The organism is Ochrovirga pacifica, from assembly GCF_000220525.1.
Classification (GTDB): domain Bacteria; phylum Bacteroidota; class Bacteroidia; order Flavobacteriales; family Flavobacteriaceae; genus Ochrovirga; species Ochrovirga pacifica.
On sequence record NZ_AFPK01000014.1, the window covers coordinates 146,961 to 169,219 of the forward strand.

The following is a 22,259-nucleotide window of genomic DNA, read 5'->3' on the forward strand; positions in this document are numbered from 1 at the left end:
TCAAAAAAGAGTTTTTAGGTCAAACCCCAATAAATACAGTACAAAAGAGAAATAAACTTTACGACATCCAACCTAAAAAATCTGAAGTTTTTTGTACTTTTGATTTGTTCTAGCTTACTTTACAACCCATGAAAAAAGAGAAAAACGATCCCTTATTTTCCTTAATTAAATCGTTAAGCAAATCCGAAAAAAGACAATTTAAGTTGTATGCTGGTAGATTGGGAGGAAACACCGAGTCTAATTTTATGTCGCTGTTTGTTTGGATGGACAAAATAAAGACGTACGACGAAAATTTGATTTTAGAAAAGACACAAATCAAAAAACAGCAAATTTCTAACACAAAAGCTCATTTATACAGACAAATATTAATCAGCTTACGTTTAAGCCCAGTACACCAAAATAGCATTACACAAATACGCGAACAAATTGATTTTGCCACCATACTATACACCAAAGGATTGTACAAGCAAAGTTTGCGATTGCTAGACAAAACCAAATTAGTGGCTGTTAACAAAGAACAGTATAACTTAGCGTACGAGATTATTGAACTGGAAAAAGTAATTGAATCTCAATACATTACCCGAAGCATGAACGACCGTGCAGACACTTTAGCAATTGAGGCAAAAAACATCAATCAAAAAAATGTAATTACCAGTAAACTTTCTAACCTTTCTTTGCAATTGTACAGTTGGTTTTTAAAGCACGGATATGCAAGAAACGACAACGACACGCATTTGGTTGAGCAATACTACAAAGATCGTATTCCAAAATATACTTTTTCTGAATTAGGTTTTACAGGAAAAATGTACTTGTATCAAGCCAATTTATGGCAAGGATTTATTACACAAGATTTTCTGTCTTGTTATCGAAATTCTCAAAAATTAGTACAATTGTTTCACGACCTACCTGACATGAAAAAACTTCATCCTGTTTTTTATTTAAAGGCAGTGAATTATTTATTAGAGTCGCTTTTTTACTTGCAGCGAAAAGATAAATTTCAGGAAACACTAAGTAGACTGACAAAAGAAATACGAGAAGAAAAAAAATTCTCTTCCGAAAACACACAAAACCTTTGTTTTTTATACTTATATCAACATAAAATTAACTCGTTCTACTTAACAGGAGAGTTTAACAAAGGTACCGAGTTTGTAAAAGAAGTGGTGGTAGAACTAAACAAAACAGACAAAAAAATAGATGCACACCACGTAATGCTATTTTACTACAAAATTGCCTGTATGTATTTTGGTGCCGGAGATTACAAAAACTGTATTGTTTATTTAAGTAAAATTATTAAAAATAAAGATTTAAAAATGAGAGAGGATTTGTTGTGCTACACACGTGTTCTAAATTTGGTGGCTCATTACGAATCTGGAGAAGATGAAAACATTGACGAGTTGATCAAATCAACCTATAAGTTTTTATTAAAAATGAACAACCTGTACGAGGTACAGAAAAAGATGATTAAATTTTTAAGAAACTTAAGCAACTTATACCCACATCAGCTACGAAAATCTTTTAACGAACTGTATCAAGAACTAAAAATATACGAAGATCATCCATACGAAAAACGCTCTTTTTTATACTTAGATATTTTGTCTTGGTTAGAAGCAAATATCAAAGGTGTACCCGTAGAAGATATTGTAAAACAAAAAATAAAACGACTGAATTGAAATACGAAAACGACTCTTACTACTTAATTAAATTACAGTACCTTGGCTTTCGTTTTCATGGCTGGCAAAAACAACCCAAGGTAAAAACTGTGCAAGGAACCTTAGAGAAAACATTGCGTTTTGTTTTTCAACATCACCATTTTAAGACATTGGCAGCTGGCCGAACGGATGCTATGGTATCTGCCCAAGAAACTCATTGTCACTTAACCACCAAAACCGCTTACGCAACAGACTGGCTACTAAGTCAACTAAATCAAAACTTACCCCAAGACATTCGTATATTAGACATTACTAAGGTCGATGCTACTTTTGACATTTTGCAACAAAATAAAGAAAAGGAATACCACTACTTGTTTTCTCACGGTGAAAGAAATCATCCTTTTTGTGCCAGCTTGATGACTGGAAAACATCAAGTACTAGACCTCCCGCTAATGCAGGAGGGAGCTAAATTGTTTGAGGGCATTCATAACTTTAAAAAATACACCGTACGCGCTAACAAAAACACCCAATTTACAAGAAGTGTAAAAACCTCGATAATTGAAGAAAACACCTTGTACAAAGCCAATTTTTTCCCAAAAAAAAGCTACCTATACAAAGTTACTGGCAATGGTTTTATGAGGTACCAAATTCGAATGATGATGGGACAATTATTCTTATTAGGAATGCATGAAATTTCTATAAAAGACCTTCAGCACTCTCTTAGCCATTTTGATGACGGAAAGCTACTTACCGAAATTGCTCCCGCAAGCGGATTGATACTTTACAAAAACAAGTTAAAAAATCATTCTTAATTTTTCTGAGTAATACCACCATCTCTGCCTACGTAAAAACACCTAATTTACTTAATTATCAATAAGTTAACCACACAAAGAAAGAATTGTTTGCTATTTTTGATGTTTTTAATTCTCAAATCTCATCAGGCAAAAACTTATGAAAAACAACAAACTTTACAAAGAATTTTTTCAAAGCGAAAAAACAGGAGGATTGTTATTGATTGTTTGCACATTAATCTCATTAATTATTTCCAACTCTGATTTAGGAGAAATGTACAACGAACTTTGGCAAATGAACATTGGAAAACTAAGCGTTACTCAATGGATCAACGACGGCTTGATGACCATTTTCTTTTTACTAATTGGATTAGAGTTAGAAAGAGAAATTTATCATGGAGAACTGTCTAACTTTAAAGATGCGTTACTTCCTATATTTGGTGCTTTGGGTGGAATTTTAGTTCCCGCAGGAATTTATCTATTTTTCAATTACGGCAGCTCTACACAGGTGGGTGCAGGAATCCCTATGGCAACAGATATTGCTTTTGCACTAGGAATATTATCTCTTTTAGGCAACAGGGTTCCTATGGGACTAAAGATATTTTTAACCGCGTTGGCTGTTATTGATGATTTGGGAGCAATTCTTATCGTTGCACTCTTTTATACCAAAACTATTTTATGGAACAACCTTTTGATTGCTTTAGCTATTTTTGGAGTTTTGCTACTGCTCAGTAAAAAGAGAGTTACCTCATTACGTGTGTATTTAGTAGGTGGAATTTTAATGTGGTATTTTATGCTAAATTCAGGAGTGCATGCAACAATTACAGGGGTTTTACTAGCCTTTGCAATTCCATACAAAGATGGTAGTAAAACCTCTACATCATATAAACTTCAACATTTTTTACATATTCCTGTAGCATTTATTGTACTGCCTATTTTTGCTTTGGCCAACACCTCTATTGTGTTAGGCAGTTCTATAAACAACATTTTTTCCGAAAACTATAGTTTAGGAATCTCTTTAGGATTATTAGCAGGAAAACCTATGGGGATTTTGCTGTTTGTGTTTTTGGCAGTAAGCATAGGTATCTGTACACTACCTAAAGATTTGTCATGGAAATCAATTACAGGTGTTGGTTTTTTAGGAGGAATAGGATTCACCATGTCCATTTTTATCACGCTACTTGCTTTTGAAGAACAAGAACTCATTAACAAAGCTAAGCTTGTAATCTTAATCACCTCACTAGTAGCAGGTTTGATAGGCTACTTTAGTTTAAAAAAGATTCTTATCAAACCAGAAGGAAAGAAAGAATTAATCCATCAATAACAATTGTAAATCAAATAATTAGTGTATCTTTGCCGTCCGATTACCAAAGAGGTAATTTGCATTATAATTATTTACAAAAATATTAGTATGTATTTAACACCAGAAAAAAAAGCTGAAATTTTCGAAAAGTACGGAAACTCAGCAACTGACACAGGATCTGCAGAAGGTCAAATTGCATTGTTCACTTACAGAATTGCTCACTTAACAGAGCACTTAAAAAAGAACAGAAAAGATTTTAACACACAACGTTCTTTGGTAAAAATGGTAGGAAAGCGTAGAGCTTTATTAGACTACTTAACTAAGACAGACATTTTGCGTTACCGTGCAATTGTAAAAGAATTAGGATTAAGAAAATAATTCAGAATATAAAGAGGCTTAATCGCCTCTTTTTTTTATTTTAGACACTTCACATAGGCACAGCATTCTGCTTGGCCATTTTGAAAAAAATCAGATTGAATTCTGAATCCATTGTAAACAAAAAGCCCAACAACAACACAACATTTTTTGTTTAACAATTTAGAGATTTAAATGATTAAACGTTTAAAAATTAAATGATTTGTCACAGCAAATTCTTTAATTATTACATTATTTAGTCGTTGAATTTCACTAAACTTTATTTTATGATACCAACGGTTTATACCGAATCAATTGAGCTAGCAAATGGTAAAACCATTACACTAGAAACAGGAAAATTAGCCAAACAAGCAGACGGTTCTGTTGTAGTAAAGTGTGGAAACACTATGTTATTAGCAACAGTTGTATCTAACAAAACAGCTGCTCCAGGTGTAGATTTTTTGCCTTTAACAGTAGATTACCGAGAAAAATTTGCTGCAGCTGGTCGTTTTCCAGGAGGTTTTTTTAAGAGAGAAGCTCGTCCTAGCGACCAAGAAATTTTAGTTATGCGTTTAATTGACCGTGTGTTACGCCCTATGTTTCCTAAGGACTACCATGCAGAAACGCAAATTATGATTCAACTAATGTCTTTAGACAAAGATGTAATGCCCGATTCTTTAGCAGGATTGGCAGCATCTGCATGTTTAGCCATTACAGACATCCCTTTTGAAGCTCCTATTTCTGAAGTAAGAGTTGCAAGAATTAACGGAGAATTTGTTATCAACCCAAGCCAGTCAGAGTTGGCCACTGCAGATATTGACATGATGATTGGTGCCTCTGCAGATTCTGTTGCTATGGTAGAGGGAGAAATGAATGAGATTTCTGAAGAGGAAATGACAGAAGCTATTCGTTTTGCTCATGAAGCCATTAAAGTACAATGTGCTGCACAAGTAGCATTGGCAGAAAAAGTAGGAAAAAAAGAGGTTCGTGACTACGAAAAAGAAGAAGAAAACGAAGCAATAGAAGCCAAAGTTAAAGAACTGGCCTACGATAAATGCTACGAAATAGCAAAAGCAGGAACGTCTAAACAAGAAAGAAGCGAACAGTTTGCTACAGTAAAAGAAAGCATTGTTGCAGAATATACAGAAGAAGAACTAGAAGAAGTAGGTGAATTTATTTCTAAGTACTTTAACAAAGTTCAAAAAGAAGCTGTACGTAATGTTGTTTTAGACGAAGGTTTACGTTTAGACGGACGTAAAACTACCGAAATTAGACCAATCTGGTGTGAGGTTGATTACCTACCTTCTGCTCATGGTTCTTCAATTTTTACTAGAGGAGAAACACAAGCATTGGCAACAGTAACTTTAGGTACTTCTAGAGAGGCTAATGTAATTGATAATCCATCACAAGAAGGAGAAGAAAACTTTTACCTACACTACAACTTTCCTCCATTTTCTACAGGAGAAGCAAGACCTTTAAGAGGAACCTCTCGTCGTGAAGTAGGACACGGAAACTTAGCACAAAGAGCATTAAAAGGAATGATTCCTTCGGATTGCCCCTACACAGTGCGTGTTGTATCAGAAGTTTTAGAATCTAACGGTTCTTCTTCTATGGCTACAGTTTGTGCAGGTACAATGGCTTTATTAGATGCTGGGGTACAAATGAAAAAGCCTGTTTCTGGTATTGCAATGGGATTGATTACCGATCAAGAATCTGGGAAATGGGCTGTACTATCTGATATCTTAGGTGATGAAGATCACTTAGGAGATATGGACTTTAAAGTAACAGGTACTGCAGATGGTATTACAGCTTGTCAAATGGACATTAAAATTAAAGGACTGTCTTACGAAATCCTAACACAAGCTTTATTACAAGCACGTGAGGGACGTTTGCATATTTTAAGCAAATTAACAGACACTATTGAAGCTCCAAGAACTGACGTTAAAGAACATGCTCCGAAAATGGTAACCAGAGTAATACCTAACGAATACATTGGACAATTGATTGGACCTGGAGGTAAAAACATTCAAGAATTACAAAAAGTAACCGAGACTACTATTGTAATTAACGAAGACCCTGTTACCGAAGAAGGAATTGTGGAAATTTTAGGAACTGGTGCAGAAGGAATTAATGCTGTATTAGCTAAGATTGATGCCATGCTATTTAAACCGGAAGTTGGAGAAACTTACGAAGTTAAAGTAATTAAAATGCTAGATTTTGGTGCAGTGGTAGAGTATACTGAAGCTCCAGGAAACGAAGTTTTATTGCACGTAAGCGAATTGGCTTGGGAACGCACAGAAAATGTTTCTGATGTTGTAAACATGGGAGATGTATTTAACGTTAAATACTTTGGTACAGATCCTAAAACACGTAAAGAAAAAGTTTCAAAAAAAGCCTTGTTACCAAAACCCGAAGGTTTTAAATCTAGACCTCCTAGAGACAACAACAAAGATGGCGGAGGACGTAGAGACAACAACCGTAGAAATGACAATAGAAAACCAAGAGAAGAAAAGAAAGCTGAATAGTCTTATTTTTTCCCTATAATAAACAAAAGCCGATTAGAAATTCTAATCGGCTTTTTACTTTGTAAAAAAAAGGAATACTAAAATAGTATTCCTTTTATAAAACTTAGATATTAATTTATTTAGCTTTGCTTAACCAAACTCCCATGTTTACTTCTGCATCAATAATTGATTTTAATTCAGAAATTTTAACACGTTTTTGTTCCATGGTATCTCTGTGGCGTATGGTTACTGAATTGTCTTCTTTAGTTTCGTAATCAACGGCAATACAGAAAGGTGTTCCATTTGCATCCTGACGACGATATCTACGACCAATGGCATCTTTTTCATCATAAGTTACGTTAAAATCAAACTTAAGTTGGTCAAAAATTTCTTTGGCAATTTCTGGCAATCCGTCTTTCTTTACCAATGGCAAGATAGCCGCTTTGTTTGGAGCAACTACTGCAGGTAATTTTAGCACTGTTCTTGTATTTCCGTCTTCTAATTCTTCTTCTTGCAGTGCATTAGAAAAAACAGCCAAGAACAAACGGTCTAAACCTACAGAAGTCTCTACCACATAAGGCACATAACTTTTATTGATTTCATTATCAAAATACTGTAATTTTTTACCTGAATATTCTTCATGTGCTTTTAAGTCAAAGTCTGTACGAGAGTGTATTCCTTCTAATTCTTTGAACCCAAACGGAAATTTGAATTCGATATCTGCAGCTGCATCGGCATAATGAGCCAACTTATCATGGTCGTGGAAACGGTAATTTTCCATTCCTAAACCTAAAGACAAATGCCATTTTAAACGTGATTCTTTCCAGGTCTCATACCATTCTTTTTGCGTACCAGGACGAACAAAAAACTGCATTTCCATCTGCTCGAACTCTCTTTGACGGAAAATAAATTGACGTGCCACAATCTCGTTACGGAACGCTTTTCCTGTTTGTGCAATTCCAAAAGGAATTTTCATTCTTCCTGTTTTTTGCACATTCAAAAAGTTTACAAAAATACCTTGTGCAGTTTCTGGTCTTAAATACAAATCGGTTGCATGTTCTGCTGAAGCTCCTAGTTTTGTTCCAAACATTAAATTGAACTGCTTTACATCTGTCCAGTTTTTAGAACCTGACAAAGGACATGCAATCCCCAATTCTTCTATCTGAGCTTTTACATCTGCTAAGTCTTCTGCTTCTAAAGATTTTCCCATACGGGTTAAAATCTCTTCTTTTTTAGCTCTGTAATCTAAAACTCTAGGGTTTGTGCTTAAAAATTGTGCTTCATCAAAAGCATCACCAAAACGCTTTGCTGCCTTTTTTACTTCCTTTTGAACCTTGTCTTCAAACTTTTCTGCAAAATCTTCTATCAGCACATCTGCTCTATATCGCTTTTTAGAATCTTTGTTGTCTATTAAAGGATCGTTAAAAGCATCTACGTGGCCAGAAGCTTTCCAGGTAGTGGGATGCATAAAAATTGCAGCATCCAAACCTACAATATTATCGTGCATTTGCACCATGGCTTTCCACCAATATTCGCGCAAGTTTTTTTTAAGTTCTACTCCGTTTTGTGCATAATCGTATACTGCACTTAATCCATCATAAATCTCACTTGACTGAAATACATATCCGTATTCTTTGGCGTGAGACAATACTTTTTTAAATTGATCTTCTTGATTTGCCATTCCGCAAAAATATAAAAGCTTTTGTTAATATGTTACAACTATTTGGTATTAAAAATTTTACTGTCAAGAATTGATAATCAGCAATTACTTCTCTTTGGTTAAAGCATTAAAAAACGCCTAAAAAACTATTTTTTAACTCAAAAGATTCGTTGGCCAGCAAACCATCTGCACTGTAAAATTCTAACGTATAGATTCCTTTTTCTAAAGCAACGTTGTCTAAAGAAATGACATCGGTTACTGGCATCGTATTTCCGTTTAAGATTAAACGTGTTCCATCGGTAAATTTTTTATTCACTCCATTAAACAAAAAATCTCCTCTTGTTTTTAACACCAACCCCTCTTCATTTTTTAGAACATAGTAAATATCACACTCAACATCCTTTAGTGCTTTGTTGTTCAACACGTTATACACTACTTGAATTCCGTTGGCTTTTTTGTATTTTTTGGTTTCTTTTACCTCGCCAGATTCTTTTTGTTGCACTGCAAACACTTCTACATCTGCAATCTGCACTTTAGTTGCTTCGGATAGTTGAAGTTGTAATCTTTTACTCTGCAATTTCTCTGTGTTTAATTCTGATTTGGTTACAGCAATAGTTACCATTAAACTGTCGTTTAACGTTTTAATAGAATCTAAGCTACGAAATAACATTCTGTTGGTTAACTTTACTTCTAGCAAAGTGTTTTTTGCTTTTTGCAACTCTTTAAAACTGGTTGTTTTAGAATTTTCAAGTTGCTTTTTTAGAGCCAACACATCTTCTTTAGACTTTTTTAATTGATTTCGGATGCTTTCTAATTTGTCATTTGCTTCCTTAAAATCTTGAGTGATGGCTATATTTTTTTGCTGACTTGTGTTTAAATCTTCTATCGCCAAATCAAATTCGGTTTGTAACGCTTGCTTTTGTTGCAATAAATCTTGTTTATAAGCTTCGTTCTCTTGTGTTACTGATGACATGTAATACCACATTCCGCCTATAACCAGCAGTAAAACAACAATTAATACAATTTTTAAGTTTTTCATAAGTTGAAATATTTTATTGGATAGAATCCAGTCTAAAAATATTGTTTATTTTTAAAATAAAAGCTATGATTCTACTGAAAGATATCATCTATTTGTTCTTTCCCAATAGATGTTTGCATTGCAAAAAAATTATTCTACCTAAACAAAATTATCTGTGTTTGGACTGCAGCTTAAATATAGAACAGGTAGAGTTTTTATCTTACACAAACAATAACGTACAACAAAAATTTAGAGGGAGAATTGCTATAGAACAAGCTATCGCATTATTTGTGTATCAAAAAAACAGTCCTGCACAAACACTCTTAAGAACGTTAAAGTACAAAGGTATAGAGAAAATAGGTGAATATGCAGCACACTCAATTTTGCCTAAATTAGCAAACAGTTCCTTTTTTTATGGTATAGATGCTGTTGTTCCTATTCCGCTACACCCTAAAAAAGAACAAAAGCGAGGTTACAACCAAATAGCTTTGTTTGGCACAACATTGGCTAACTATTTTAAGGTTGATTTTATTAAAGACGGCCTTATAAAAATTGACAACAACAAATCGCAAACTACAAACACTAAAGACGAACGCTTTTATAACGTACAAAATGCCTATAAAATTAATCCCAAATACACCTTTGATCATCAACATATTGTTTTGGTTGACGATGTCATCACTACAGGAGCAACCTTAACCGCTTGTTGCCAAGTACTAAAAAAAGCATTTAACGTAAAAATCTCGGTGATTACCATTGCCTGCGTACCTTAATTATGGTAAAAAATCTGTTTCTTTGTAACCAAATTATGATCAAAAAAATCTTCATCATCAGCTTATGTATACTTGCGTTTAGACTGGCAAGTTGTGCAAGAATAGGAAGTCCGGACGGAGGTCCTAAAGACAGTATTCCTCCTGTAATGGCTTTGGCCAAACCACAAAACAAAACCACCTTGTTTAAAGCAAAAAAAGTAACCATTCTTTTTGATGAATACATTCGCTTTAACAACCTAAGTCAACAATTAATTATTTCTCCTCCGATGGAGAAAAAACCCGAAATAAAACCTTTGTCAGATGCTTCTAAAAAAATTACCATTGAATTTTTAGAGAAATTAAAGCCCAACACCACTTATACCATAAATTTTGGAAATAGCATTGTTGACAACAATGAGAAAAATGAATTGGGTAGATTTTCTTACGTATTTTCTACCGGAGAATTGCTAGACTCTCTAAGTGTTAATGGTTTTATTTTTGACCCTTTGGCGGAAAAAGATGTCGAAGAAATTAGTGTAATGGGGTATAAAAACGCACACGATTCCCTAGTAGGAAACTATACTCCAGACTATTTAACCAATTCTTTAAAAAGTAATTTTTACAGCTTAGAAAATTTATCAGAAGCTACTTATACCTTAATTGCATTAGAAGATAAAAACAACAACTACAAATACGATAAAGGTTTAGAAAGAATTGGTTTTTTAAACGATTCTATTTACCTAAACAAACCTATTGACTCTTTAGATTTTATCTTATTTAAGGAGGCTAAAGATTTTAAAATTTTTAGACCAAGTCAAACCAAAGGAAATCAAATTATATTGGGTTACAACGGAACAAAAGAACCCACATTGCAGCTAGAAGGCATCAAAAAAGACAACTATTTTATCAGCAAGGAAAAAGCACAAGACTCCTTATACATTTGGTTTAAAGAAATCCCTCAGGATACCGTTCATTTATATGTTGATTTGGACACTTTAAAAGAACATTACAAATTATTACCTAGAAAATTAGCCATGGACTCTATTGCTATTTCTAGCAACATTGGAGGAACCTTACATCCTAGAGACACCTTTGCTATTAAAACAACGGTACCAGTAGCAGCCATTTTAAACGACAGTATTTCGTTATTAGAAAACGATTCGATACCTGTAGATTTTAAGTTGATCTCTAACCCAAAAGAGCATTTGCTTCAGCTTGATTTTGAGCGTAAAAACAACACATTTTACGCATTAAAATTAAAAGAATATGCTTTGGTAGACTTTTTAGGATTTCATAGTTATCCAAAAAACTTTACTTTTAACATCACCAACCCAGAAGAATACGGAGAAATTGTACTCCACATTAACAATCCTAAAAAAATCAATTTAATCGTTGAGCTTAGAGACGCTAAGAAAAATAAAATTAGTCAATGTATTTCTGATTCTGGTGCTCTACGTTTTAAGGATCTAATTCCCGAAAAATACACTGTTCGAATTATTAAAGACCTTAACAACAACAAGCAATATGATAACGGAAATTTTGCTTTAAAAATTCAACCCGAAGAAGTCATTAACATCGAAAAAGTTCTTACACTAAGAGCCAATTCTGAAATTAATGAAAACATAACTATTGAATAGAAAATCACAAAAAAAAACGAGCAACTGCTCGTTTTTTTAAAATTATTTAATTTTATACTAACTTTCTTAACGCTAAAATAGCTCCCAAATGAATTCCTTCATGAAAAGTGTTAAAATCAATTGCTCTTTCTACATTGTTTAAACATACGCCTACACTGGTGGTATATTCTGTATAATTCTCAAAAATCCCTTTTTGATAATCCGCTGCTAATTCATCAGCAAAAGACACAAATAAATCTAAAATCTGTTGCCATTCCTCGGCATTTATTACATGTCCGTTTGGTGCAGTTCCTTTTCTGTACCTATTTACCATTTCATCAGAAATAGGCAATAACAGTCCAGACATTTTATAACACAACAAATAAGGAGTTACAACCAAATGTGCAATATTCCACCCTATGTTGTTATTAAATCCTTGGGGAATTGTATTGATTTGCTCTAGAGTATAACCTTCTATAACTTTTAACATCAAGGCTCTTCCTTTTTTCAATCCGTCTATTTGATTGGCAATTTCCATTCGTTTATTTTTTTATTTTTGACTCCCTAAAGATAGAAAGACTCATCACTTATGAAAAAAATTTACCATTTAAAAACCTGTGATACTTGTAAAAGAATTTTAGGACAACTGAACCTAAATGGATTTGAGTTGCAAGAAATAAAAAGCAATCCTGTTACAGAATTGCAATTGGCAGAAATGTATGCCTTTACAAACTCTTACGAAGCCTTATTTAACAAAAGAGCTCGTTTGTATAAAGAGCAGGGCTTAAAAGAAAAAAATCTAAGAGAAGAGGATTACAAAAACTATATTTTATCTGAATATACTTTTTTAAAACGTCCTGTAGCCATTGTTGATGATGAAATCTTTGTAGGAAATAGTAAAAAAGTAGTTGAAGCTTTGGTTGCTAAAACAACATAAAAAAAGGTCTCGAATTTTCGAGACCTTGTTCTTTATTTTTTATTATATAACATCGGATTTAGTTCCTCATCGTTGTACATTTTCATTTGCTTATAAACTTTCATGTATTTGTCACCATTTTCTATATCGGCAATTAAATCGTTTATGGCTGTAGACAAATCTACACGTTGTTCTAAAAGAATGTCTAATTTTTTCTGACAAGCTGCTTTGTGGCTTTCAGAAGCAGTGGGTCTGTTTACTTCTTCTGCCATATGATAAATTTTTAAAGCTAAAATAGACAGTCTATCAATAGCCCAAGCAGGGCTTTCAGAATTAATTTTAGCATTTTCTTTAGGTTGCACCTCTGCATATTTTTGCAAAAAATAACTATCAATATACTCTACCATATCCGTACGGTCTTGGTTAGATGTATCAATTTTTCTTTTTAAGGCCAAAGCCTCTATAGGATCTATTTCTGGCAAACGTATAATGTCTTCATAGTGCCATTGCACGGTATCAATCCAGCACTTTCTATACAGCAAATGCTCTAAACTAGCCGCATCGTATACATTTTCAAATGGCTGATTGACATCATCAACTATATGATATTTTGCAATAACAGCATCAAATATCTTGTTAAAATCTTCCGCTTTTAAACTCATCTTAATTGTATTTTCTATCGATTAACAAAAGTAGTCTTTCTTCGTACATTTCTTTTCCGCTCCAATTATACTCCTTTTTTATCATTTTTAAGAAAGTTAATGCTTCTTTTTCAGACTCCATTGTATTTAACTGAGAAACAACACGGTTAAAATCTTCTTGACTGTTATCAAACAAATACTTAACAAAGGCTATTCTGTCATTTAAATCTATTTGCAATCCCTTTTTATGCATCACGCTATCGTTTAACGATTTTTTTGGAGTGATTCTTTGTGCGTTTTCAAATAAATTAGTGGTCATGTCTAACGAGACATTGGTTCCTAATTCTTTTTCTAAAGAAGCTTGTAAATTATAAGGTTCCTCTACAAACTCTGTAGTTTCTTTTACCACTTGGCTCTCCTCGGTAACTTCTGTTAAACTAGTTGCTGGTTCTGGTTGTTTTTCCTGCTCTACCGTTTCGACTTGTGGTACAGGTTCGTTTACAGGTTTTTTTTCTATTTCGACAGCTGTTGTTGTAACCTCAACGGTTTCTTCTTCTACCCAATTTTGTAATTCTTGAAGAGATTCCTTTTTCTCTTCCTGTGCTACTATTTCACTCTCTTGAGGTTCTGATGTTTCTGTTTTACCAAAAGTTTCATCAACCAGTTCTGTAACTGTTTTATTGTTTTGTGGTGTTTCTTTTACGTATGTTTCTATAAAAGACAAAACGGCTAATTGCTCGTATATTTTTTGTGCTTTTGCTGTTAAAACCTTTACATCGTCTCCTTTTTTCATTTTTAGAATACTATGAGCTAAACTCATCAATTCTGCTTCTAATTTTTTCTGCATAGGTACTTAACTAAATTTAGGTTAGAGAGTAAGATTTTTATTTGATAAATTTGTGCCACTTATCTTATTGCAACACTAAAGACAAGTAAAAATTAACTCAGATAAAAGTACAAAATGTTTCTTGAAAACACTTTAAATAACGAACAATTTGGATGGATCGAAGTGATTTGTGGATCGATGTTTTCGGGAAAAACCGAAGAGTTAATTCGCAGATTAAAACGTGCACAAATTGCCCAGCAACGTATTGAAATATTTAAACCTGCCATAGACACCCGTTACGATGAGGAAGATGTGGTTTCTCACGACAAAAACAACATTCGCTCTACACCTGTTCCTGCTGCAGCCAACATTCGATTGCTTGCCAACGATGTAGATGTGGTTGGGATAGACGAAGCACAATTTTTTGATGACGAAATCGTTAATGTTTGTAATGATTTGGCCAACAAAGGAATTAGAGTGATTGTTGCTGGCTTGGACATGGATTTTAAAGGACAGCCTTTTGGCCCGATGCCCAATTTAATGGCCACAGCAGAATATGTAACCAAAGTTCATGCTATCTGTGCAAAAACAGGAAGTTTGGCACATTACAGTCACCGAAAATCAACAGAAGACAAACAAGTAATGTTAGGAGAAAACGAAGCCTATGAACCGCTGAGCAGAGCCGCTTACTTTGAGGCCATTAAAAAAAATGGAAATGGAAAATAACCACGTTACGCAATTAGAAATCAACTTATCTGCATTAAAACACAATTATCATTATTTAAAAAATAAAACGCAACAAGGAACCAAAACATTAGCAGTTGTAAAAGCTTTTGCTTATGGACTAGAGGCTGAAACCATTGCATTAGAGTTAGAAAAAGAAGGTGTTGATTATTTTGGAGTCGCTTATGCAGATGAAGGAATTCGATTGCGAAAAAAAGGAATTAAAACTCCTATTTTAGTATTGCACGCACAACCTAGCAATTATGCTTTGTTACATCAATATCATTTAGAACCTAATTTGTATTCTTTGCATACACTAAGATCTTTCTTGGCTTTTGCTCAACAAGAAAACCTTAGAGAATACCCAGTTCACTTTAAGTTCAACTCTGGATTGAACCGTTTGGGTTTTGATCCAGAAGAAGTAAGCGATATTGTTGCGTTGGTAACTAACAACTCTCACATCAGATTAACGTCCGTATTTTCTCATATTGCAGCCAGTGAAGATTTAAATGAAAAGGAGTTTACAGAAAATCAGATAGACAAGTTCAACGGAATAGTTAGGCAACTACGCTCTGAACTAAAACATCACTTTGTGGTACATATGAGCAATACTTCGGGAGTAATTAATTACCCAAATGCACATTTTGATATGGTTCGTTTAGGAATTGGCTTGTATGGGTTTGGAAATGATGAAGAAGAAACCCAACAACTAGAAAATGTTGCTGTATTAAAATCGGTAGTTTCTCAAATCAGAACCGTAAAAGCAGGAGAAAGCATTAGCTACAACCGAGCTTTGATTACAAACAAAGAAGAAAAAATTGCCGTGATCCCTTTAGGACATGCCGACGGGTTTTCCAGGCCTATGGGTTGTGGCAACGGCTATGTAACCATTAACGGACAAAAAGCATATACTGCCGGAAATGTATGTATGGACATGATTTTGGTAAATGTAACAAATATTGATTGCCAAGAAGGAGACCCAGTTGTGATTTTTGACAACCAACAAACCGTAGAAGAATTTGCGACTATTTGCAATACCATATCTTATGAAATATTGACAGCGATTTCTCAACGCATTAAAAGAAGTTTTGTAAAAACACCTCATTCTGTTTTATGAAAAAACTAATCAACGATTTTAAAACCTTTTTAATGAAAGGTGATATTGTAAGCCTTTCTACCGCTGTTATTATTGGGGGTGCTTTTAAAACCATTGTTAGTTCGTTTGCTCAAGATATCTTAATGCCAATTATAGGACTATTTTTAGCTGATAAAAGCATTAGCAACCTATTTGTGGTACTGGGTAAAGGACGTTACGAAACCTTGGCTGAAGCCAAAAAAGCCAATGCAATTGTATTGACTTACGGAAATTTCATTCAGGCTGTTACTGATTTTATCATCATCGGTTTTGTGATTTTTTTGTTTTTAAAAGCTTACGAAAAAATCAAAAAGAAAGAAGAACCCAAGGCAAAAGGACCGTCGCAAGAACAGTTGTTAACAGAAATCAGAGATTTGTTAGCTCAACAAAAAGAGCAATAAATCTTTTATCTTTTCAGACATCGGATTAAAAAAGTAAATTTGTCACTTTAAAAATAACAAAATCAACATGTACAGAAGTCACACCAACGGAGAATTAAGAATGGAAAACGCTGGCCAAGAAGTAACATTGGCTGGATGGGTGCAAAAATCAAGAGATAAAAGATTTATGATTTGGGTAGATTTACGTGATCGCTATGGAATTACACAATTGATTTTTGATGAAGAAAGAACAGAAGCTTCTGTAATTGAAAAAGCAAAAACGTTAGGTCGTGAATTCGTAATTCAGGTAAAGGGAACTGTAATTGAGCGTGAAGCTAAAAATAAGAACATTCCTACCGGGGATATTGAGCTACTTGTACACGAGCTAGAGATACTAAACGAGGCTAGCCTCCCTCCTTTTACGATTGAAGATGAAACTGACGGAGGTGAAGACATCCGAATGAAATACCGTTATTTAGACATTCGTAGAAATCCGGTTAAAAACAACTTGATTTTCCGTCATAAAGTAACACAAGAGGTAAGAAACTACTTATCTAACCAAGATTTTATTGAAGTAGAAACTCCTTATTTAATTAAATCTACTCCAGAGGGAGCTCGTGATTTTATTGTTCCATCGAGAATGAACCAAGGAGAATTTTATGCTTTACCACAATCACCTCAAACTTTTAAACAGTTGTTAATGGTGGGGGGAATGGATAAATACTTTCAAATTGTAAAGTGTTTTCGTGATGAGGATTTACGTGCCGATCGTCAACCAGAATTTACTCAGATTGACTGTGAATTGGCTTTTATAGAGCAAGAAGATATTTTAAGAATTTTTGAAGGAATGACTCGTCATTTGTTAGAGAAAATCAATAATGTAAAAGTGGGGAGTTTCCCTAGAATGACTTTTGAGCATGCCATGAAAACCTACGGAAACGACAAACCAGACATCCGTTTTGGAATGGAGTTCGGTGAGTTGAACGCTGTTGCACAACACAAAGAATTCAAGGTATTCAACTCTGCTGAATTGGTGGTGGGAATTGCAGTACCAGGAGGAGCTAGTTATACTCGTAAAGAAATTGACAAGTTGATTGACTGGGTAAAACGTCCACAAGTTGGAGCTTTAGGAATGGTGTATGTTAAATGCAATGAAGACGGTTCTTACAAATCATCAGTAGACAAATTCTACGATCAAGAGGATTTAGCTGCTTGGGCAGAAGCTACAGGAGCTAAAGCAGGGGATTTAATTTGTGTATTATCTGGACCAGCAAATAAAACAAGAGCTCAATTATCTGCCTTACGTATGGAATTAGCAGAGCGTTTGGGATTAAGAAAATCGGATGAATTTGCTCCTTTATGGGTAGTTGACTTCCCATTATTAGAGTGGGACGAAGATACAGAAAGATACCATGCAATGCACCATCCGTTTACAAGCCCAAAAACAGAAGATATTGCCTTATTAGACTCAGAACCAGGAAAGGTAAGAGCCAACGCTTACGACTTGGTATTGAACGGAAACGAAATTGGAGGAGGATCGATTAGGATTCATGACAAAGAAGTACAAGCGCTAATGTTTAAACACTTAGGATTTAGCGAAGAAGAAGCAAAAGAACAGTTTGGTTTCTTAATGAATGCATTTGAATACGGGGCTCCACCACACGGAGGTTTAGCCTTTGGTTTGGATAGATTGGTTGCTATCTTAGGAGGACAAGAAACCATTCGTGATTTTATTGCTTTCCCAAAAAACAATTCGGGTAGAGACGTTATGATCAATGCACCTGCTGCAGTAGCCAACGAAGTTCTGGAAGAGTTGAGCATTGCAAGTAAGCCATCTGAAGATTAATTTTGAAGTAAATTGCAAACTTGTTACATTTACTATGTAACCCAAAAAGAGAGAATATGTTATCGGAAACTATAGAAAACGCATTAAATAAGCAGATTAAATTAGAAGCCAATGCTTGTATGAGATATTTAGCCATGGCAACTTGGGCCGAAGTAATTGGTTACAACGGAGTAGCAGGATTTTTTTACAAACAATCGGATGAAGAAAGAATTCATATGCTTAAACTGGTGAAATTTGTAAACGAACGAGGAGGAACTGCAGAAATTCCTAGCTTGGAAGCTCCAAAAAGCACTTACAAAGATTTGCACGAATTGTTTGGCAACTTTTTAGAAAGTGAAGAAGCCGTTACCGAAAGCATCAACCACTTGGTCTTTCAAACTTTGGAAGAAAAAAACTACACTGTGCACAACTTTTTGCAATGGTACGTTGCAGAACAAGCAGAAGAGGAAGCATTGGCCAGAACTATTCTGGATAAATTAAAAATTATTGGAGACGACAAAAGTGGAACTTATTTGTTTGATAAAGACATTGAAGGTATTGTGGCTCAAACTGAACTAAACGAAGCTCAAGAATAATTATTTAGATTAGATTAAAATAAAAAGTTTATATTTGCACTGATTATCAAAAACATAAATCAGTGCATTTTTTATTAAACAAACTTTCTATTACAGAGCAAACACAAGTAACTACTAGTGCTTGTACTGGTTATTCTTGTATGGGTAAAAAGAAAAAATGTTGCAAAAAATATAAAAAGAAAGGAAAATCACACTGTAAAAAGTGTCCTATACAGGCTTAAATCCTTTTATATTTTAAAGCAGAAATCCTACTTTTGCCATCTAAACTAACTGCTTTATGCCACATAGAAAAAGAAGTCTATTTAACCAATTTCTAATCTGGAAGTACAAGCATATCTCGCCAGAGAATTTTGTATATATTATTAGTGTTTTAGTTGGATTTTTGGCCGGAATTGGAGCGGTTACTCTTAAAAACCTTACTCACTTTATTTTTGAGTTTTTAAGAACAGGATTCATTAAAGAAATCCATATGGGATTTTATTTCGTATTTCCAATCATTGGTCTATGTCTAACTTTACTGGTCATAAAGTTTGTGATTAGAAAAAAGATTGGGCATGGTATTCCATCAACCCTTTATGCTATTTCTAAGCGAGAATCTATTATGTATAGATACCAAATGTGGGCTTCTATTTTAACCGCCCCGCTAACCGTGGGGTTTGGAGGTTCTGTGGGATTGGAAGGCCCGACCGTAGCAACGGGTTCTGCTTTGGGCTCTAACTTTGCAAGATTGTTTCACTTAGATCAAAGAACAAGAACACTTTTGGTAGGTTGTGCTGCTGCAGGTGCAATGTCTTCTATCTTTAAAGCTCCAATTGCAGCCATTGTTTTTGCGGTAGAAATTTTTAGTTTAGAACTTACGCTAGCCTCTATGGTTCCATTGCTGTTGGCTTCTATTTCGGCAGTTATAACTTCTTATTTCTTTTTAGGAGGAGAAGTTTTATTACACTTTGAGATTCAGGATAAATTTCAGTTAGAAGACATTGCTTTCTACATTTTTCTGGGAATTATATGTTCCCTAACCTCAATTTACTTTACTAAGGTGTACTTTTGGACTCACGATTTTTTTAAAAAAATTGAGAATCCATGGTACAAACTCCTTTTAGGGGGTGGATTAATTGGAATTATTGTTTATTTCATTCCTCCTCTTTTTGGAGAAGGTTTTGAAACTATTAATGGTGTTCTTCGTGGGGATGCTTCTACCATACTTAAAAACAATATTTTTCACTCTAAAGCAGACTCTATACTTATGATAGTTGGCTTATTGGTAGGACTTATTATTTTTAAGGTGATAGCCATGGCTCTTACCTTTGGGGCTGGTGGTATTGGAGGTGTTTTTGCTCCTACTCTTTTTATTGGTAGTGTTACGGGTTATGTGGTAGCAACGGTTGTAAACTATTCTAAAATTGTTTCGCACACAGTTTCTCAAAGTAATTTTGCTATGGTAGGTATGGCTGGTTTAATGGCAGGAGTGTTGCATGCTCCGCTAACAGCAATCTTTTTAATTGCTGAAATTACAGGAGGTTACGAATTATTTATCCCGTTAATGATTGTTGCAGCCATTTCATTTTTGGTTACCAAAAACTTTATTCCTCACAATATTTACGCTGCAGAATTGGCCAAAAAAGGACAGCTTATTACACACGACAAAGACAAAAATGTACTAATGATGATGGATATAGATAAAGTTATTGAGACTGATTTTATTTCTACCACTCCTAAAATGACTTTGGGCGAACTGGTTCAAAAAGCGGTCGTTAAATCTAAAAGAAATAATTTTCCTGTAGTAAATAAAGACAATCAACTTATTGGTGTTTTGCATATGGATGATATAAGACCGATTATGTTTAACACAGAGCTGTACGACTCTACTTTTGTTTCTGATTTAATGACCAGTCCACGAGATATTATTGACTACGATCAAGATTCTATGGAAGTCATTATGGAAAAATTTAAAATTACCTCTGCCTGGAACTTACCTATTATAAAAGAAGGCAAATATCTTGGTTTTATTTCTAAATCGCGATTATTAAACGCCTACAGGAGAAAATTAATTATGGCTAGCGATTCTTTTTCTTAAAACTTGTTTTCTATATGTCTGGTGCTCGAATCCCTTCGAGTACCTATCATAACCTAGCGTATTTATGCGAAAAATTTCCTTCTTTAGTGCTCTCCCAAATTTTGGGACTTTTGAGTACCAACCATAAATTGCGTATATACGCAAAAGACTCTCAATGACTATCACAAGTTTTTATATCTTTAAAGAAAAAACTATGTCAGAGAAATATAAGGTTATAGACAGCTCTATGCCTACCTTTATTACTTGCTCTTTTACCCAGTGGGCAGATATCTTAACAAGACCAAATTATACATCTATATTAGATGAATCTTTACAGTTTTGTATCAATGAAAAGGGATTAAGGATTCACTACTATGTATACATGACAAATCATATTCATTTGATAGCTACCTCTGCTAAAAACAAACTTCAAGAAATAGTTAGAGATTTTAAAAGATATACCAACAAAATGTTGATTCAAGCAATTGAAGATATTGGTGAAAGTAGAAGAGAATGGCTACTAGCAAAGTTCAAATACGAAGCTAATAGAACCAAAAGAGCCAATCAATATAAAGTATGGAAAGATGGTTTTCATCCTGTTATTTTAGATACTGCTAAGAAATTAGAACAACGAATCCACTACATACATGCAAATCCTGTGGATGAAGGTTTTGTATCTAGACCTGAATATTGGAAGAATAGTAGTTATAATTTTTATGCGGAAGAGCTGAATTACGATGGTGGTTTAGAACTTACTAATTTATTTGAATAATGAGTATGTATCGTACATACGATGTGGATGGTATAGGTACTCGAAAAGATTCGAGCACCAGAGTGGTAATTCTTTTAGTCATTCAGGAGGTAGAGCTGTTATCAATGGAGGATTGGAAGATTTGTTTACCTCACCATTTTAAGATTCATGATGAATAATTTAGTTTATAGTTTTTTATATTCTGAGAAAAAAGATTTAGATTTTTCTATTATTGAAAAAGAGAGAGGCATTGTTTTACCTCTCTCTTATAAAATTTTTTTGAATAAATATAAGGTTGGAGATGAAAGTCTTAATAAGCAGAGTTATTTAGATGAAGATATTGGATTTAAATTACCTCTGGTTAGTTATCAATACAAACAAAATGAATTTCTATTGGAATTAGATTCATTTTTATCGTTAGAAACAGCTCTAGATGATAGACCTTATGACGACCCTGTTTTAGGTGATGATGGTTTAAATTTAATTAGAATTGCATATTCTTCTTTTCCTTCAGGAGGAGGAGTTTATCTAGGATTAAATCGAGATAATTTTGGTTTTATTTATAGAGTAGACTGGGATGGAGATGAAAATACTACTGCTATAAAAATTTCAAATGATTTGTTTCAGTTCTTGTCGATTTTAGAGCCTGTTATAATAGATGATAATTTAGATTATACTAATTTTTATAAAAATTGGGGAGAAGATTTTTGGAGGAAAAAAGAGGTTTAATAGCTGAACCATCCTTCAAAGTTGTGGTATCATA

At 34.0% G+C, this 22,259-nt stretch carries 22 protein-coding genes; 17 read left to right on the plus strand and 5 right to left on the minus strand.

Annotation, left to right across the window (positions count from 1 at the left end; genetic code table 11):
- Nucleotides 1-128 precede the first annotated feature (128 nt).
- From FS85_RS0102015 to FS85_RS0102035, 5 genes are all read left to right on the plus strand, one after another.
- On the plus strand, nt 129-1,670 hold the full coding sequence (locus FS85_RS0102015) for a hypothetical protein (protein ID WP_010134313.1): 1,542 nt from the start codon (nt 129-131) through the stop codon (nt 1,668-1,670).
- Nucleotides 1,667-2,461: a tRNA pseudouridine(38-40) synthase TruA gene (gene truA / locus FS85_RS0102020; RefSeq protein WP_010134314.1), complete on the plus strand. Its 795-nt coding sequence runs from the start codon at nt 1,667-1,669 to the stop codon at nt 2,459-2,461. The genes FS85_RS0102015 and truA overlap by 4 nt, the downstream gene beginning before the upstream one ends.
- Nucleotides 2,462-2,600: 139 nt before the next feature.
- Nucleotides 2,601-3,764 carry a Na+/H+ antiporter NhaA gene (nhaA, locus tag FS85_RS0102025; RefSeq protein ID WP_010134315.1) on the plus strand — a complete coding sequence of 388 codons (1,164 nt, stop codon included), beginning with the start codon at nt 2,601-2,603 and terminating at the stop codon, nt 3,762-3,764.
- Between the two features lie 87 nt (nt 3,765-3,851).
- A complete protein-coding gene (gene rpsO / locus FS85_RS0102030) occupies nt 3,852-4,121 on the plus strand; it encodes a 30S ribosomal protein S15 (RefSeq protein ID WP_010134316.1) in 270 nt (89 codons plus the stop codon).
- Between the two features lie 263 nt (nt 4,122-4,384).
- A complete protein-coding gene (locus tag FS85_RS0102035; protein ID WP_010134318.1) occupies nt 4,385-6,622 on the plus strand; it encodes a polyribonucleotide nucleotidyltransferase in 2,238 nt (745 codons plus the stop codon).
- A gap of 115 nt (nt 6,623-6,737) precedes the next feature.
- Here the strand turns inward: FS85_RS0102035 and FS85_RS0102040 are convergent, their stop codons facing one another.
- Both FS85_RS0102040 and FS85_RS0102045 read right to left on the minus strand, forming a co-directional pair.
- Nucleotides 6,738-8,282: a glycine--tRNA ligase gene (locus FS85_RS0102040; RefSeq protein WP_010134319.1), complete on the minus strand. Its 1,545-nt coding sequence runs from the start codon at nt 8,280-8,282 to the stop codon at nt 6,738-6,740.
- Between the two features lie 106 nt (nt 8,283-8,388).
- On the minus strand, nt 8,389-9,300 hold the full coding sequence (locus tag FS85_RS0102045) for a hypothetical protein (RefSeq protein ID WP_010134320.1): 912 nt from the start codon (nt 9,298-9,300) through the stop codon (nt 8,389-8,391).
- Nucleotides 9,301-9,458: 158 nt separating this feature from the next.
- Between FS85_RS0102045 and FS85_RS0102050 the strand changes: the two genes are divergently transcribed.
- A complete protein-coding gene (locus FS85_RS0102050) occupies nt 9,459-10,052 on the plus strand; it encodes a ComF family protein (RefSeq protein WP_160162376.1) in 594 nt (197 codons plus the stop codon).
- 35 nt (nt 10,053-10,087) lie between these two features.
- Nucleotides 10,088-11,668 carry an Ig-like domain-containing protein gene (locus FS85_RS0102055; RefSeq protein ID WP_010134322.1) on the plus strand — a complete coding sequence of 527 codons (1,581 nt, stop codon included), beginning with the start codon at nt 10,088-10,090 and terminating at the stop codon, nt 11,666-11,668.
- 52 nt (nt 11,669-11,720) lie between these two features.
- On the opposite strand, the gene FS85_RS0102060 is transcribed toward FS85_RS0102055, so the two are convergent.
- Entirely contained in the window at nt 11,721-12,185 is a 465-nt protein-coding gene (locus FS85_RS0102060; RefSeq protein WP_010134323.1) for a DinB family protein, read from the minus strand.
- A gap of 51 nt (nt 12,186-12,236) precedes the next feature.
- Between FS85_RS0102060 and FS85_RS0102065 the strand changes: the two genes are divergently transcribed.
- Nucleotides 12,237-12,584 (plus strand): arsenate reductase family protein, encoded by a 348-nt coding sequence (locus FS85_RS0102065; protein WP_010134324.1) that lies wholly within the window; start codon nt 12,237-12,239, stop codon nt 12,582-12,584.
- 32 nt (nt 12,585-12,616) lie between these two features.
- On the opposite strand, the gene FS85_RS0102070 is transcribed toward FS85_RS0102065, so the two are convergent.
- Both FS85_RS0102070 and FS85_RS0102075 read right to left on the minus strand, forming a co-directional pair.
- Complete coding sequence (locus tag FS85_RS0102070; RefSeq protein ID WP_010134325.1) at nt 12,617-13,225, minus strand: DUF4254 domain-containing protein; 609 nt, start codon at nt 13,223-13,225, stop codon at nt 12,617-12,619.
- Nucleotide 13,226: 1 nt separating this feature from the next.
- Nucleotides 13,227-14,051, minus strand: a complete 825-nt coding sequence (locus FS85_RS0102075) for a hypothetical protein (RefSeq protein ID WP_010134327.1) — start codon at nt 14,049-14,051, stop codon at nt 13,227-13,229.
- 114 nt (nt 14,052-14,165) lie between these two features.
- On the opposite strand from FS85_RS0102075, the gene FS85_RS0102080 reads away from it, so the two are divergent.
- From FS85_RS0102080 to FS85_RS0102120, 9 genes are all read left to right on the plus strand, one after another.
- On the plus strand, nt 14,166-14,756 hold the full coding sequence (locus FS85_RS0102080; RefSeq protein ID WP_010134328.1) for a thymidine kinase: 591 nt from the start codon (nt 14,166-14,168) through the stop codon (nt 14,754-14,756).
- Nucleotides 14,746-15,870 (plus strand): alanine racemase, encoded by a 1,125-nt coding sequence (gene alr / locus FS85_RS0102085; protein WP_033194520.1) that lies wholly within the window; start codon nt 14,746-14,748, stop codon nt 15,868-15,870. The genes FS85_RS0102080 and alr overlap by 11 nt, the downstream gene beginning before the upstream one ends.
- The gene (mscL, locus tag FS85_RS0102090; protein WP_010134330.1) at nt 15,867-16,289 is read left to right on the plus strand and encodes a large conductance mechanosensitive channel protein MscL; all 423 of its coding nucleotides are present in this window, start codon (nt 15,867-15,869) and stop codon (nt 16,287-16,289) included. Before alr ends, mscL begins: the two co-directional genes overlap by 4 nt.
- Nucleotides 16,290-16,356: 67 nt before the next feature.
- Nucleotides 16,357-18,114 carry an aspartate--tRNA ligase gene (gene aspS, locus FS85_RS0102095; protein ID WP_010134331.1) on the plus strand — a complete coding sequence of 586 codons (1,758 nt, stop codon included), beginning with the start codon at nt 16,357-16,359 and terminating at the stop codon, nt 18,112-18,114.
- A 56-nt stretch (nt 18,115-18,170) separates the two neighbouring features.
- Nucleotides 18,171-18,689: a ferritin gene (locus tag FS85_RS0102100; RefSeq protein WP_010134332.1), complete on the plus strand. Its 519-nt coding sequence runs from the start codon at nt 18,171-18,173 to the stop codon at nt 18,687-18,689.
- 277 nt (nt 18,690-18,966) lie between these two features.
- Entirely contained in the window at nt 18,967-20,766 is a 1,800-nt protein-coding gene (locus tag FS85_RS0102105) for a chloride channel protein (protein ID WP_010134333.1), read from the plus strand.
- Nucleotides 20,767-20,959: 193 nt separating this feature from the next.
- Nucleotides 20,960-21,517: an REP-associated tyrosine transposase gene (locus FS85_RS0102110; RefSeq protein WP_029489200.1), complete on the plus strand. Its 558-nt coding sequence runs from the start codon at nt 20,960-20,962 to the stop codon at nt 21,515-21,517.
- On the plus strand, nt 21,517-21,675 hold the full coding sequence (locus FS85_RS16670; RefSeq protein WP_160162377.1) for a hypothetical protein: 159 nt from the start codon (nt 21,517-21,519) through the stop codon (nt 21,673-21,675). Before FS85_RS0102110 ends, FS85_RS16670 begins: the two co-directional genes overlap by 1 nt.
- On the plus strand, nt 21,665-22,225 hold the full coding sequence (locus tag FS85_RS0102120) for a hypothetical protein (RefSeq protein ID WP_139062125.1): 561 nt from the start codon (nt 21,665-21,667) through the stop codon (nt 22,223-22,225). The genes FS85_RS16670 and FS85_RS0102120 overlap by 11 nt, the downstream gene beginning before the upstream one ends.
- Nucleotides 22,226-22,259 lie beyond the last annotated feature (34 nt).